Origin of the sequence: Ancylobacter mangrovi, from assembly GCF_024752335.1 — a bacterium.
In the GTDB taxonomy this organism is placed as follows: Bacteria; Pseudomonadota; Alphaproteobacteria; order Rhizobiales; family Xanthobacteraceae; genus Ancylobacter; species Ancylobacter mangrovi.
The window spans coordinates 375,587-389,578 of record NZ_JANTHY010000003.1 but is presented as its reverse complement, the minus strand read 5'-3'; the positions used below and the strand labels follow the sequence as shown (position 1 = coordinate 389,578).

General features: G+C 71.0%; 14 protein-coding genes. 5 read left to right on the top strand and 9 right to left on the bottom strand.

Annotation, left to right across the window (positions count from 1 at the left end):
* Positions 1-157 precede the first annotated feature (157 nt).
* Genes NVS83_RS11515 through NVS83_RS11505 form a run of 3 tightly spaced genes read left to right on the top strand, consistent with a single transcriptional unit; the run spans position 158 to position 2,275 of the window.
* The gene (locus tag NVS83_RS11515) at positions 158-1,411 is read left to right on the top strand and encodes a hypothetical protein (RefSeq protein ID WP_258739428.1); all 1,254 of its coding nucleotides are present in this window, start codon (positions 158-160) and stop codon (positions 1,409-1,411) included.
* Positions 1,408-1,995: a protein-S-isoprenylcysteine O-methyltransferase gene (locus NVS83_RS11510; RefSeq protein ID WP_258739427.1), complete on the top strand. Its 588-nt coding sequence runs from the start codon at positions 1,408-1,410 to the stop codon at positions 1,993-1,995. Before NVS83_RS11515 ends, NVS83_RS11510 begins: the two co-directional genes overlap by 4 nt.
* Positions 1,996-2,023: 28 nt before the next feature.
* A complete protein-coding gene (locus NVS83_RS11505) occupies positions 2,024-2,275 on the top strand; it encodes a DUF1272 domain-containing protein (RefSeq protein ID WP_258739426.1) in 252 nt (83 codons plus the stop codon).
* 6 nt (positions 2,276-2,281) lie between these two features.
* On the opposite strand, the gene NVS83_RS11500 is transcribed toward NVS83_RS11505, so the two are convergent.
* The 3 genes from NVS83_RS11500 to NVS83_RS11490 all read right to left on the bottom strand — a co-directional run bounded on the left by NVS83_RS11500 (position 2,282) and on the right by NVS83_RS11490 (position 3,997).
* Positions 2,282-2,704: a DUF1284 domain-containing protein gene (locus NVS83_RS11500; protein ID WP_258739425.1), complete on the bottom strand. Its 423-nt coding sequence runs from the start codon at positions 2,702-2,704 to the stop codon at positions 2,282-2,284.
* Positions 2,705-2,724: 20 nt separating this feature from the next.
* Positions 2,725-3,000 (bottom strand): exodeoxyribonuclease VII small subunit, encoded by a 276-nt coding sequence (locus NVS83_RS11495; RefSeq protein ID WP_374115043.1) that lies wholly within the window; start codon positions 2,998-3,000, stop codon positions 2,725-2,727.
* A gap of 67 nt (positions 3,001-3,067) precedes the next feature.
* Positions 3,068-3,997 (bottom strand): histone deacetylase family protein, encoded by a 930-nt coding sequence (locus tag NVS83_RS11490; RefSeq protein ID WP_258739424.1) that lies wholly within the window; start codon positions 3,995-3,997, stop codon positions 3,068-3,070.
* A 203-nt stretch (positions 3,998-4,200) separates the two neighbouring features.
* On the opposite strand from NVS83_RS11490, the gene NVS83_RS11485 reads away from it, so the two are divergent.
* Together NVS83_RS11485 and NVS83_RS11480 are read left to right on the top strand one after the other, a co-directional pair.
* Positions 4,201-5,193 (top strand): L-threonylcarbamoyladenylate synthase, encoded by a 993-nt coding sequence (locus tag NVS83_RS11485; protein ID WP_258739423.1) that lies wholly within the window; start codon positions 4,201-4,203, stop codon positions 5,191-5,193.
* Positions 5,194-5,367: 174 nt separating this feature from the next.
* On the top strand, positions 5,368-6,669 hold the full coding sequence (locus NVS83_RS11480) for a cell wall hydrolase (RefSeq protein ID WP_258739422.1): 1,302 nt from the start codon (positions 5,368-5,370) through the stop codon (positions 6,667-6,669).
* A gap of 678 nt (positions 6,670-7,347) precedes the next feature.
* Here the strand turns inward: NVS83_RS11480 and NVS83_RS11475 are convergent.
* The 6 genes from NVS83_RS11475 to NVS83_RS11450 all read right to left on the bottom strand — a co-directional run bounded on the left by NVS83_RS11475 (position 7,348) and on the right by NVS83_RS11450 (position 13,789).
* Complete coding sequence (locus tag NVS83_RS11475) at positions 7,348-7,830, bottom strand: F0F1 ATP synthase subunit B family protein (RefSeq protein WP_258732484.1); 483 nt, start codon at positions 7,828-7,830, stop codon at positions 7,348-7,350.
* Positions 7,831-7,840: 10 nt separating this feature from the next.
* The gene (locus NVS83_RS11470) at positions 7,841-8,455 is read right to left on the bottom strand and encodes a F0F1 ATP synthase subunit B (RefSeq protein ID WP_258739420.1); all 615 of its coding nucleotides are present in this window, start codon (positions 8,453-8,455) and stop codon (positions 7,841-7,843) included.
* Between the two features lie 82 nt (positions 8,456-8,537).
* Positions 8,538-8,765, bottom strand: coding sequence for a F0F1 ATP synthase subunit C (locus NVS83_RS11465; RefSeq protein ID WP_258732482.1), 228 nt, complete (start codon positions 8,763-8,765; stop codon positions 8,538-8,540).
* A 65-nt stretch (positions 8,766-8,830) separates the two neighbouring features.
* Entirely contained in the window at positions 8,831-9,595 is a 765-nt protein-coding gene (locus tag NVS83_RS11460) for a F0F1 ATP synthase subunit A (RefSeq protein WP_258732480.1), read from the bottom strand.
* Between the two features lie 92 nt (positions 9,596-9,687).
* Positions 9,688-10,074 (bottom strand): AtpZ/AtpI family protein, encoded by a 387-nt coding sequence (locus NVS83_RS11455; protein WP_258732479.1) that lies wholly within the window; start codon positions 10,072-10,074, stop codon positions 9,688-9,690.
* A gap of 262 nt (positions 10,075-10,336) precedes the next feature.
* Positions 10,337-13,789 (bottom strand): chromosome segregation SMC family protein, encoded by a 3,453-nt coding sequence (locus NVS83_RS11450; protein WP_258739419.1) that lies wholly within the window; start codon positions 13,787-13,789, stop codon positions 10,337-10,339.
* Between the last annotated feature and the right edge of the window lie 203 nt (positions 13,790-13,992).

The window sequence follows — 13,992 nt, the reverse complement described above, 5'->3', positions numbered from 1 at the left end:
GCGCCCGCCATGGCTCCGACGCGGTGCCGCACCCCGGTGCGCCCGCCGCAACAGGATGTGGAGACTGCCTGCCGGGCATGCACAAATGTTGGCCTACCGCCACGTCATTGTTTAGAACCGCCGCATGATGAACGTGGCGCCCGAGGGCGTTGATTCAGTGGAACGGGACCCGCAGACCGATGGCGGGAATGGCGGCCGGCGGCTCGTCCTCTTCCTGCCCGGCCACGACCCGACCGACATGGACTATCACCACGACCGCTTCGTCTACCAGGCCGGCCTGTTCGCCGCGCTGTGGGGGGCGCAGGTGGAGGTTTCGCCGCGCCTCGACGACGGCACGGGCGTGGCCGCGCGCTGGGACGTGTCCGCGCACGGCCCGAACTGGCGCATGCGGACCGACTACCGCATCCTGCGCTGGGACGACATCGTGGTCGCGCTTGATGAGCGATCCGATCCGCGCCGGCTCGTCGGCGGCTTCCGGGGGCTCTGGGAGGTGCTGGTCAGCGGCACGGCGCGGCGCTACATCAAGGCGAGCCCGCGCTACTGGTTCTTCTTCGCCTTTCCCTTCGCCATCGTCGCGCTGTTCGCCGCCGGTGGCATTCTCGCCGGCTGGCTGGCCGGCCATCTCGCCGCCGGCGCGATGCCCTCGCCGCTTCCCCTGCTCGTCGGCCTCGCGGTCGCGGGCGGCGCGTTCTTCACGCTGTTCCACCGGCCGGGTCGCGACTGGCGCCTGCACCAGGCGCTCGACGACTGGGACCTCGCCCATCACTACCTCCACGACCGCGCGCCCGAGCTCGAGGCGCGGCTGGACCGCTTCGCCGACGTCCTGGTCGAGGCGGTGCGCTCGGGCGGGCATGACGAGATCCTGCTGGTCGGCCACAGCCTCGGCGCCACGCTCATGCTCGGCGTGATCGAGCGGGCGCTCGCGCGCGAGCCCGGCCTCGCCCGCTCCGGCACGCGGCTGTGCCTTCTCACCTGCGGCGCCACCATCCCCAAGCTCGCACTGCACCCGAAGGGCGAGAAGGTGCGCGCCGCCGCCCGCCGGGTGGCCACGACCGAGGGTCTGGTCTGGGTCGAGTACCAGGCCCGCCACGACGCCATCAATTTCTACAAGTTCCACCCGGTCACGCTCGCCCGCGCCGATTTCGACGACGAGGCGCCGGTGCAGCCCCTGCTGCGCAACGCCAACATCAAGCGCATGCTGACGCCGGAGAAGCTGCGGCGGCTGCGCTGGCACACCATGCGCATCCACTACCAGTTCCTGCTGGCCAATGAGCGGCGGGCCGCCTACGACTACTTCATGTTCGCGCTTGGCCCCATCCCCTTTGCCGAACTCAGCCTCCGGCAGGATGGGCCGATCGGACGGTTTACCGCCGACGGCGCGCTCATCGCCTCAACGACGGACGTTCCATGAATCTGCTTGTCGCCGCCAAGATCATCTGGGCCGCCGGTGTGATCGGGTGGTACCTCATCCGCCTGCCCTTCGAACGCCGGGTGAAGCGCGAGCGCGTGGTCGACGCGCGCCACCGCGTGCGCGAACTGGTGCTGCTCTCCTGCTCGACGCTGGGGCTCGGCATCATCCCGCTGCTGTGGGCGACATCGAGGCTCTTCAACGCCTACAACTATCCCTATTCGCCGTTTCAACTCGCGCTGGGCACCCTCATCTTCGCGGCCTCGCTGTGGCTGTTCCGACGGACCCACAAGGACCTCGGCCGCAACTGGTCGGTGACGCTGGAGATCAAGGACACCCACAAGCTGATCACCGAGGGGGTCTACCGCTATGTGCGCCACCCCATGTACTCGGCCTTCTTCCTGTGGGCGCTGGCGCAGGCGGTGCTGATCCCGAACCTCGTCGCCGGCCCGGCCGGGCTGATCGGCTTCGGCATCCTCTACGCCTTCCGCATCGGGCGTGAGGAGGCGATGATGCTCGACACCTTCGGCGACCAGTACCGCGCCTACAGCGCCCGCACCGCGCGGCTCGTGCCCGGCCTGTACTGACCCCGCGCCGACCGATCGAGGACGGACCATGCTGGAGCTGAGGCCGAACTGCGAATGCTGCGACCGCGACCTGCCGCCCGGCTCACGGGACGCTATGATCTGCACCTTCGAGTGCACCTTCTGCGCCGGCTGCGCCGCCGACGTGCTCGGCGGCACCTGCCCCAATTGCAGCGGCGAACTGGTGCGCCGGCCCGTCCGCCCACCCGCCGCGCTGGCGCGCCATCCCGCCGCCACCGCGCGCACCTTCAATCCCGACTGCCGCAGGAAGCTTACCGCCTGAGCGCCGTCAGCCGCCGATGAAGCGGGCGGCGGCGAAGCCCTCCGCCGCAACCCCGGTGCACAGCTCCGACCACTGGCAACGCGCGCAGGCGTCGCGGATGGTGCCGGCCGCGAAGGCGGCGCGCATCGCGCTCACCTGCTCGCGGCCGAGCGGCACGCGCGCCCCGGGCCGAAGCTCCGGGCCCAGCACGGACCGCAACGCCTCGATCGCCTCGCCATCGCGGGCGGCGATGCGCGGCTTCAGGCAGTGATGGCCACCCTCCAGCATCGGCGCGCAGATCTCGTCGGGCCCCTCGACCAGCACCGCCTCCTCGCCCGCATTGAGCCGGGCAACGACGCGCTCGTAATGGGCGACGAAGGCGGGGGTGTAGCCCTTGCCGACATAGGTGAGCAGGCACAGGAGGTGATGGGCGCGCAGGCGGACGCTCATGGTGAGCCGCGCCTCGCCGGCTAGTCGCCGTCGAGCGGCTGGGTGCCCGAGGGGCGGCCGTCGGCGCCGAGGGTGATCTTCTCGACCCGTGCCTCGGCGTCCTTCAGCAGCGCGTCGCAGCGCGCCTTGAGCGCCTCGCCGCGCGCATAGAGGCTGATCGATTCCTCGAGCGGCACGTTGCCGCTCTCCAGCTTGGCGACGATCGATTCGAGCTCGGCGAGCGCCCGCTCGAAGCTCATCCCATCAACGTCCGTCATGCCGCCGGTCGCCGGATCGCCGCCCGTCCTGTCGCTCATCGCCGTCTCCCGCTGCGAGTCGCGTCCTTATACAGTCTCGCACCCGCCGGTTCGACCCCGGCCCGCCTCACCCGCGCATCAGCGCCGTGACATGGGCCGAGGCGGAGCGCGCCAGCCCTTCGAGGTCGTAACCGCCCTCCAGCACCGAGACGATCCGACCCCCGCAATGCTTGTCGGCGACGTCCATCAGCTTCTTGGTCACCCAGGAGAAATCGTCCTCGAGCAGGTTGAGCGCGGCGAGCGGATCGCGCGTATGGGCGTCGAACCCGGCCGAGATGATGATGAGCTCCGGCCCGAACGCCTCGACCCGCGGCAGGATCCGGCTTTCGAACGCCTCGCGGAACTGCACGCCGTCATCGCCCGGCCGCAGCGGCGCGTTGACGATGTTGTCGGTCGTGCCGCGCTCGCCGACCGCGCCGGTGCCCGGGAACAGCGGCATCTGGTGGGTCGAGGCGTAGAGGACGTCGGGATCCGACCAGAAGATTTCCTGCGTGCCGTTGCCGTGATGGACGTCGAAATCGACGATGGCGACGCGCCCCAGCCCGTGCACCGCCCGGGCGTGGCGCGCGGCGATGGCGGCGTTGTTGAACAGGCAGAAGCCCATCGGCGTGCGCGTCTCGGCGTGGTGTCCGGGCGGGCGCATCGAGACGAACGCGTTCTTCACCTTGCCCGAGAGCACCTCGTCGACCCCGAGCACGGCGCCGCCGACGCCGCGCCAGATCGCCTCGCCGGTGCCGGGCGACATGACGGTGTCGCCGTCGATCCGCACCAGCCCCTCGGTCGGCACCGCCGCGTCCAGCGCATCGACGAAATCCTCCGGGTGCACGCGGATGATGTCCTCGCGCGCGCCGAGCGGCGCCTGCTCGCGGGCGAGATTGGCGAACTTCTCGTCCTCGAACACGCGGTTGAGCACCCGCACGCGGTCCGGCCGTTCGGGATGGCCGGCCGGGGTGAGGTGTTCGAGGCAGGCGTCGTGCTGGATGAGAAGGGTGGTCATGGCGTTCCCGGATGCTGCTCTGCGTATCGTTATGGATGCGGCTATTATCTAGGGCATGGTGGACGATATGCCACGTGCGCCCGCCGAACCAGCCGAAGCCGCCGGCCATAGCGCCTCGCGCCGGACTTTCCCCAGCCGCGACGCGGTTGACCTCGCCCCCTCGAAATCCTATTCGACCCCGCCTTGTTGCGGAGAGCAATAGCGTGAACGCGCCCCGTCAGCCGCGGACGACCCGCCTCGTGCCCGCCGATGCGCCCGGCATCGCGCGGGCGGCGCAGCTCATCGCCTCGGGCGGCCTCGTCGCCCTGCCTACGGAGACGGTGTACGGCCTCGCCTGCGACGCCACCGATCCCGTGGCCGTCGCCAGCCTCTACGAGGCGAAGGGGCGCCCGACCTTCAATCCGCTGATCGCGCATGTGCCGGACGTCGACGCCGCGCGGCAGGTCGGGCACCTCACTGCCCCGGCGCAGATGCTGGCCGATCGCTTCTGGCCCGGCCCGCTGACCCTCATCGTGCCGGCCCGCGAGGGGGCCACCTGCGCGCTCGCGCGCTCGGGGCTTTCGACGGTGGCGATCCGCGTGCCCGGCCACGAGGTGGCGCGGGCCGTGCTGCGGGCGGTGGGGCGGGCCGTCGCGGCGCCGAGCGCGAACCGCTCCGGCCACGTCTCCCCGACCACCGCCGGCCACGTGCTGGCCGATCTCGACGGGCGCATCGATCTCATCCTCGATGCCGGCCCGACCCCGGTCGGGGTGGAATCCACCATCATCGACTGCACCGGCACCAGGCCGGTCCTGCTGCGTCCCGGCGGCCTGCCGCGCGAGGCCATCGAGGCGGCGCTCGGCGCTCCGCTCGCGAGCCCCGCCGCGCCCACGGCCGAGACCGCGCCGCTCGCGCCCGGCATGCTGGCCTCGCATTACGCGCCGTCCGTTCCCGTCCGGCTCGGCGCGCGGGAGGTGCGGCCCGGCGAGGCGCTGCTCACCTTCGCCGCCGCGCGCCCGCCCGGCTTCGAGCAGGCGAAGGCGTGCCGCGATCTCAGCCCCTCGGGCGATCTGGTGGAGGCGGCGGCGAACCTGTTCGCGCATCTGCGCGATCTCGACGCCAGCGGCGCCGATTCCATCGCCGTGGTGCCGCTGCCCCGGCAGGGCCTGGGCGAGGCGATCGCCGACCGGCTGGGCCGCGCCGCCGCGCCCCGCTGACGCCTCATCCTATCCAGAAATGGCCATGCCGGCGCCAATCGGCGGCCAAGCGCCGCCGGCATTAACCCCCTCGCAAGGTTAATACGCGACAACCATGAAGTCATGAACGCGCGGTCTTGCCTGTCGCCGGCAAACCACGCGGGCGGCGCGGTTCAGTTGTTGCGTAGGCGTCGGATGCGGATCAAGTCTCGGGTCAAGAACTTCGGAATCAGGCTGGCGCTGCTCGCGGCCATGGTGGTCGGCGGCAGCGTGAGCATCGGTCCGCAGGACATTCGTGACCTTCTGGCCCACCAGCCAGGCGTCGCCGAGCGCGTCCGCTTCTCCATGCTCTCGGGCTCGCTGCACGTCCTCAAGGCCTCGACCTTCGCCTGGCCCTCCCACTCGGCGCTGCTCGCCAGCTCCGCCATTCCCGAGGCGCCGCATGCGGTGCCGCTCGGTTTCGACATCAACCGCACCGACAAGGGCGACCGGCTGGCCATGGCCCCCATCGCGCCGGTCGACGCCGCGCCCGACGAGCCGGGCCCGCTCGCCCTGGCGGGTGACATGACGCCGGCGGGCACGAGCGGTGCGGGCACCGCGACCACCACCGCATCCACCGGCGGGACCGGCACCGGGACGGGCACCGGCGTCGGCACCGGCTCGCTCGCCGATGCGGGCATCGGCACCGACCCCGACGAGGCGGCCGATGACGACACGGACGCGCCGAACGCGGCCGCGCGCGCCACCGAGGGCGTCTACTCCGTCGCCGCCGGCGATCCGACCGGCGACCCGAGCCAGCTCGAGGATGGCGGCGGGCCGGCGGTGACCCTCGGCCCCGACGACGGCGACGCCGCGGACGACCCCAATGCCCGGACGGCCGAGGCCGAGGAGCAGCTTCCGCTCTACCGGCAGTCCGCCTTCATCTTCGGCTATGACAGCGTCGCGCTGCCGCCGCAGCCCTTCCTCCATTCCGAGGACCCCGACGACGACGGCGGCACCACCACCGCCGAGAAGTCCGGCGACCCGGACGACGATCAGGCCATCGACGGCCCGAGCCCGGCGGAACGGCTCGGCCTCACCGGCAAGCGCCTCGCCCGCTCGGTCAAATGCCTCGCGGAAGCGGTCTATTTCGAGAGCCGGGGCGAGCCGCTGCGCGGCCAGATCGCGGTGGCGCAGGTGGTCGTCAACCGTGTCTTTTCCGGCTACTACCCGGCCGATGTCTGCCGCACGGTCTACCAGAACGCCAAGCGCAAATTCGCCTGCCAGTTCACCTTCGCCTGCGACAATGTGAAGGACGTGGTGACCGAGCCGGAGCTGTGGAAGCAGGCCGAGCAGATCGCCGACGACATGCTGAACGGGCGGGTCTGGGACGAGAAGGTCGGCCGCGCGACGCATTATCACGCCCGCTCGGTGCACCCGCGCTGGGTGCGGGAGATGCGCAAGCTCGACCGGATCGGCGCGCACACCTTCTACCGGCCGCGACGCTGGTCGAGCTGACGCGGGTGTGCCTTGCACGCCGATGCGGCGGCGCATCGGGCCGGACGGATGGCTCGGCCGCGCGCGCGAGCCCGGCGGGCGGGATACTTTTTCCGAAAGCGTCGCTGTCTGCGGACGACTCGACTGCGCGCCAGAACCGGGTGGGCGATGTAATTCCCAAATCGCCAGTGTCTGCGGACGGCTTGTTCGGGCACCGGAGCCCGGTGGGCGCATATATTTTTTCTAAAGGCTTGTTGTCGGCCGGGGTTCGATCTCCCGGTGGAAGCTCGTTGCGACGTGTTGCCCACGCCGGCGCCGCCGAAGGAGGAGCCCGGGTCCTCGGCCGCGCCGGGCCCATTCGGCGTGGCCTCCGCTTCCTGCGTGATTTCCGCTTCCTTGAATGACCGCCGCTTCTTGCGCGATCCTCGCTTTCTTCCTGCGCTGTCCTCGCGCGGGGCCTGAGACTGGCCAGAAGCGGGGGATACGATCCGACGGCATTCGCCCGGTCATCGGCGCGCTCCGTCGCGGACCAGCACCGGCGCGCAGCCAGCCGCCACCGCCCCAAAGCGCCCGCACCCGGCCCGCTGTGCCCTGCCCCGAACACCCAGTCCGAACCGATCGCCACAGGCCCGCAAACGCAAGATGCCCGGCGCGAGGCCGGGCATCTGAAAACGTCATCGGAAAGAAGTCAGCCGCCGGTCAGTTCAGCTTCGACTTGACCTCGGAGACCGCCTCGTCGAGCAGCTTGTCGGCGGTCTTGCCCACCACATTGGCGGTCAGCAGCGTCTCGGCCGCCTTCACCGCCGCGTCGGCGGCGGCCGCCTTGACGTCGGCCAGCGCCTGCGCCTCGGCCTGCGCGATCTTCTGCTCCGCCATCTTGGTGCGGCGCGCGATCATGTCCTCGAGCTTGGTCTTGGTCTCGGCGGCGAGGCGCTCGGCCTCGGCCTTGGCGGTGGTGATGATCGCCTCGGCCTCGGCTTCCGCCTCGCGCTGGCGGCGCTTGTATTCGGCCACCAGCTTCTGCGCCTCTTCCTTGAGGCGGCGCGCCTCTTCCAGCTCGGCGCGGATGCGCTCGCCGCGCGAGTCGAGCGAGCGCGCGATGCCGGAGAAGGCACCGGCCCGGATCACGATCGCCATGAAGATGACGAAGGCGATGGCTACCCAGAGTTCGGCTGTACCCATTTCCGCGCCCTCAGCTCTTGATCGCGTCGTCGACGGCCGCCTCGACCGCCTGCGGCACCGGGGCGGAGCCCATCAGCTCGCCGACGATGGCACCGGCCGCGTCCACGGCGATGCCGCGCACATTGGCCATCGCCGCCGTCTTGGTGGTCGCGATCTGCTCCTCCGCCGCCGCCAGCTTGGCGGCCAGCTCGGCTTCCAGCGACTTGCGGCTCGCGTCCGATTCGGCCGAGAGCTTGTCGCGGGTCTCGGTGGCGATGCCGTGCGCCTTGCCGCGCGCGGTGGCGAGCGCGTGCTCATAGGCCTGCGCGGCTGCCTCGCTCTCCGCCTTCAGCTTGCCCGCCTCCTCGAGATCGTCCGCGACCCGGTCGTGGCGCTCCTCGAGGATGTTCGCGATGCGGGGCAGCGCGATGCGGCTCATCAGCAGGTAGAGCGCGCCGAACGCGATCGCCAGCCAGATGATCTGCGAGGGGAAGGTGTGCACGTCGAAGGGCGGAAAGCCCCCGCCATGCGCTTCGGTCGACGGCACCTCGAACTCCACGCCGTCACGCGGCGGCGTGCCGTGCGCGACGGGTGCGTCCGCCTGGGCGATGACGAGAATACCGGCCGGACCCTGGGTCTCGGGCATGGTTCAGGCTTCCTTCAATGGAACGTCGGCTTTTGACGCCACGGACAGGCCGCGCGGCGGCCCGCCCGCGACGCTGAAGGCGTCAGACCACGAACAGCAGAACCAGCGCGACGACCAGCGCGAAGATGCCGAGACCTTCCGCGAGGGCCGCGCCGATGAAGGCGCGGGCGAACTGGCCGTCGGCGGCCGACGGGTTGCGCAGCGCGCCCGAGAGGAAGTTGCCGAAGATGTTACCCACACCGATAGCGGCAAGGCCCATGCCGAAACAAGCGAGACCGGCGCCGAGGAACTTGGCGGCAATCGGATCCATGGTCTTCTCCTATTGAATTTCGCTGATTGAGTTGAAGGCTGGATGAGTGTCCCGCGACGCGCCGATCAGTGCCCCGGATGCAGCGCGTCGTTGAGATAGATGCAGGTCAGCACCGCGAAGACGTAGGCCTGCAGGGCGGCGACCAGGAATTCGAGCGCGGTGAGCGCGATGACCATGGCGAGCGGAAGCGTCCCGCCCAGCAGGCCGAGGAAGCCGCTGGCGCTCATCATGACGATGAAGCCGGCGAACACCTTCATCGCGATGTGGCCCGCGAGCATGTTGGCGAACAGACGCAGCGACAGGCTGATCGGGCGCGAGAGGAAGGAGATGACCTCGATCACGACCATGAAGGGGAGCAGGAAGGCCGGCACACCCGAGGGCACGAACAGGCCGAGGAAGTGCGTGCCGTGGCGCATGAAGCCGTAGATGATCACGGTCAGGATCACCACCAGCGCCAGCATGGCGGTGACGATCAGGTGGCTCGTCACCGTGAAGCCGTAGGGGATCATGCCGATGAAGTTCGCCACCAGCACGAACATGAACAGCGAGAACACCAGCGGGAAGAACTTCATCCCCTCATTGCCGGCGGTCGAGCGCACCATCGAGGCGACGAACTCGTAGGACATCTCCGCCATCGACTGCAGGCGGCCAGGCACCAGCGTGCGCCCGCGGGTGGCGAAGGTGAGGAAGAAGAAGATCAGCGCTACGATGCCGAACATGAACGCGGCGGAATTGGTGAAGGCGAGCTGGACACCGCCGGGCTCCCCCAGATCCACGATCTTGAGAATGTGGAACTGGTGGATCGGATCGATCACGCTTTCGCTGGCCATCGCCGGTCGCTGCCCTCAAACGCGGCGCCGTCCGGCGCCCGCCCCGTCTCTGGCACCGGCCCTGCGCCGGCACCGTTCAATTCAACTGTCGCTCACGCCCCGCCTTCCGGCGGCGTTTTCCGGCCGGTTTCCCCGGCGGCGCGCATCATGTTCAGGATGCTCGCCGCGAAGCCGAGCAGCAGGAACACGATGAAGCCCCATGGCGAGGTGCCCAGAAGGCGGTCGAAGCCCCAGCCGAGGCCGGCGCCGACCAGCACCCCGGCGACGAACTCGCTTCCCAGCCGGAAAGCCAGCGTCATCCCCGCCGAGGTCGATGTCCTGTCCTTCGACAGCGACACCTCTTCTTCGTCCACCTTGCGCTCGGCGCGAACCTTGTCGATCGCGCGGCCGAGCCCATGGAGCCTGCCCGAAAGCTCGGCATCGGAGATTTCCGGCGAGCCCGAACCTTTCTGGCCGTCCGTTTTGTCCCGGTCGTCCATAACCTGCGCTCGAGCCCTGCCAGAGAAGGATTTTCCGACCCCGAAGCCGGGCGCACCATAGTGATCGCCCCAAGGGGTGTCAAGGATATGAGCGCATCTTTTAACCTATTGAAAAATAACTACAAAATTGACGGGTGGACAGCCTGTCGCAGCCCTTCGGGACGCGCCCCGGCACCAAGGGAAGGTCATAACCATGTTTTTGGCATACCAGGCGACGTGACGGAATACGCCGAACGCCGCATCGGCCCGGAACGGGCGCCGATCAGCTGGCCTCGCGCCAGCTTTCGGCGGTCGCGAGATCGACCGAGACCAGCTTCGACACCCCCTGCTCGGCCATGGTGACGCCGAACAACCGATTCATCCGGCTCATCGTGATCGGGTTGTGGGTGATGGTGACGAATCGCGTCTCCGTCAGCCGCTGCATCTCGTCGAGCAGGTTGCAGAAGCGCTCGACATTGGCGTCGTCGAGCGGGGCGTCGACCTCGTCGAGCACGCAGATCGGCGCCGGGTTGGTCAGGAACACGGCGAAAATCAGGGCCATCGCGGTCAGCGCCTGCTCGCCGCCCGAGAGCAGCGAAAGCGACTGCGGCTTCTTGCCCGGCGGCTTGGCGATGATGTCGAGCCCCGCCTCCAGCGGATCCTCCGAATCGGTCAGCACCAGCCGGGCCTCGCCGCCGCCGAACAGCGTGCCGAAGAGCTGCTGGAAATGGCCGTCCACCACCGCGAAGCTCGCCTGCAGCCGTTCGCGCGCCTCGCGGTTGAGGCCATAGATGCCCTGCCGCAGCCGCTTGATCGCCTCGGTCAGGTCCTCGCGCTCGGCGGCAAGACCCTGCTGGCGGGTCTCGATCTCGGCGAGTTCCTCCTCGGCGCGCAGATTGACCGCACCGAGCCGCTCGCGCTCGCCTTTCAGCCGGTCGAGCTCGGCTTCCACCGCGGCGAGCTGGGGAAGCGCCGAATCACTGTCGAAGCCGGCGATCTCGCGGGCGTTCTCCGGCGTGCCGTCGAGCATGTCGGCGATCTCGCGCATCAGGTCGTCGCGGCGCTGGCGCAGCGCCTCGTGCCGCGCCTCGCCGCGCGCACCGGCCTCGCGGGCGGCCGCCAGCGCGTCGAGCGCGGCACGCGCGGCGCGGTCGGCCTCGTGCTGGGCGAGCTCGGCGGCGGCGAGCCCGTCCGATGCCTCGCGGCGCGCGGCTTCCGCCTTCGCGGTTTCGTTCAGCAGCGCGCGGCGGCGGCCGGCGAAGAGGTTGGGCGCGTCGTCGAGCTCGGCCCGCTCGTGCCCCGCCTCGGCGAGCCGGGCCTCCAGCGCCGCCACCCGCTCGCCCGTGCCCGAGGCGCGGGACTGCCAGGACGCCTGCTCGCCCCGGATCGCGGTGAGCCGGCGCGCGCGCTGCTCGCGCTCGCGGGCGACGCCCTCGGCATGGGCGCGCGCCTCGGCCAGCGCCGCCCGGTCCTGCGCCACCTGAAGGCGCACCTCGGCGAGCCGGGCCTCGCTTTCCACCATCGGCGGCAGTTCCGTCACCGCCTGCCGGGCCTCCTCCAGCGCGATCGCCGCGTCCTCGCGCTCGCCCTCGACCCGCTCGAGGCTGGCCGCGAGCGCCGCGACCCGCGTCGCCTCCTCGGCCGAGGCGCGCTCGGCGCGGGTGAGTTCGTCGCGCGCCGTCTCCATGGCCCGCAGCGCGGCACGCCGCGCATCGCGGGCGGCGTTCTCCCGGTGGCCGGCGCCGCGCAGCACCCCTTCGGCCGCCTCCAGCGCCGCCCTGTGGGTGGAGACGACCGCACGTGCCTCGATCAATTCGGCCTCGATGTCGGCGAGGCGGTTGCGCTCGGCGAGGCGCCGCGCGGCGGCGGTCGGCGCATCGGCGGCGGCGTCGAGCCCGTCCCAGCGCCAGCTATCGCCTTCGCGCGACACGAGGCGCTGGCCCGGCTTCAGCAGCGGGGCGAGACGCCCGCCGTCCGCGCGCTCGACCACGCCCACCTGGGCAAGGCGCCGTGCGAGCACCGTGGGCGCCTCGACATGGCGCGAGAGCGGCTCCGCGCCCGGCGGCAGCGAGGCGTCGCCCTCGCCCGGGCGCAGCGACCAGTGCACCGGGGCCGCCGGATCGTCCGGCGCGTCGAGATCGTCGCCCAGCGCGGCGCCGAGCGCGGCCTCGTAGCCGCGCATCGCCCGGATCGAATCGAGCACCGGCTTCCAGCGCTTGGCGGTGCCGACATCGAGCAGCTTGGCGAGCGTGCGCGCCTCGGTGTCGAGGCGCTGGGCCGTGCGCTCGGCCTCGGCCAGCGGACGCCGCGCATTGTCGAGCGCGGCGCGCGCCTGCGCATGGGCGGCCTCGGCCTCCTGCGCCGCGGCCTCGGCGGCGGCGAATCGCTCCTGCGCCCCCTCGGTCGCGGCGCGGCGCTCCTCAAGCCTATGCGCGCCCGCGCCCGCCTCAAGCGTCCGCCGCTGGCCGGCGAGCTGCTCGTTCTCGCGCTCCAGCCGGGCAAGCCGCTCGCCCGCCTCGCGCACGGCGCGCTCCAGCGCCCCGCGCTGGGCGGCACCCTCGGCGAGGGCGGCGGTCGCATCGGCGAAGGCGCGCTCGGAATCGGCGAGGCGCATCGCCGCCTCCTCGCGCGCGGCGAGGACGTCGCTCTCCATCTCCTCGGCGCCGGCCTGCGCCTCCTCGAGCTCGATGGTCTCCTCGACGAGCCGCTCCAGCATTTCCTGCGCGTCGGCGGCGAGCGCGCGCTCGCGCTCCATGTCGCCGCCGAGCTGGACGAGCCGGCGGTCGAGCTCCTCGCGCCGCGCGCTCGCGCGGGCTTCCTCGCGGTCGAGTTCGCCCTGCGCCAGCACGAGGCGCTGCAACGTCGCGGCCGCCACCGCATCGGCCTCGCGCAGGGCCGGAATGCCATGCGCGGCGATGGCGGCCTGCCGCGCCGCCTCGCCCTGCGCGATCGTGCAGGCGGCGATCTCGCGCTGGGCGAGGTCGAAGGCTTCTCCCGCCTCGCCGAGCGCGCCGGTCACCTCCAGCCAGCGCAGCCACAGCAGCGCCGCCTCGTTGCGGCGGATGTCGGACGACACGGCGCGGTAGCGCGAGGCCTGGCGCGACTGGCGCCGCAGCGCGTCGAGCTGGCCGCTGATCTGGCCGATCACGTCGTCGAGCCGGGTCAGGTTGGTCTCGGCCGCGCGCAGCCGCATCTCCGCCTCGTGCCGGCGCGCATGCAGGCCCGCGACCCCGGCCGCCTCTTCGAGCAGGCGCCGGCGGGCGGAGGGCTTGGCACCGACGATCTCGCCGATCTGCCCCTGCCGCACCATGGAGGGCGAGCGCGAGCCGGAAGAAGCGTCCGCGAACAGGATCTGCACGTCGCGCGCGCGCACCTCGCGCCCGTTCACGCGGTAGGAGGAGCCGGCCTCGCGCTCGATCCGCCGCGAGATCTCCAGCATGTCGGCTTCGTTGAAGATGGCGGGGGCCGAGCGGTCGAGATTGTCGACCACCAGCATCACCTCGGCGGTGTTGCGCGCCGGCCGGTTGGTGGTGCCGCCGAAGATGACGTCGTCCATCCCCTCGGCGCGCATCGCCTTGTAGGAGCTCTCGCCCATCACCCAGCGCAGCGCCTCGACCAGATTCGACTTGCCGCAGCCATTCGGCCCCACCACGCCGGTGAGGCCGGGCTCGATCAGCATGTCGGTCGGCTCCACGAAGGTCTTGAAGCCGGTGAGGCGCAGCCGGGTGAATTTCATGACGCCAGCGTGCCGTCGCCGAGACACAAGTTCAAGTGGAGGCGGGCGCGCGATCCACGAGATGTTGCGTTCCTGACCGCTTCTTTCCGGCCCGATCGTCCTTTCCGGCGAGCGGGCTCGCGGCAGATCGGACAGCGCTTCTGACCAAAGCCTAATTGCCACGCGGCACGCCCTGCCCGCATTCTCCTTGCGAACGACCGATC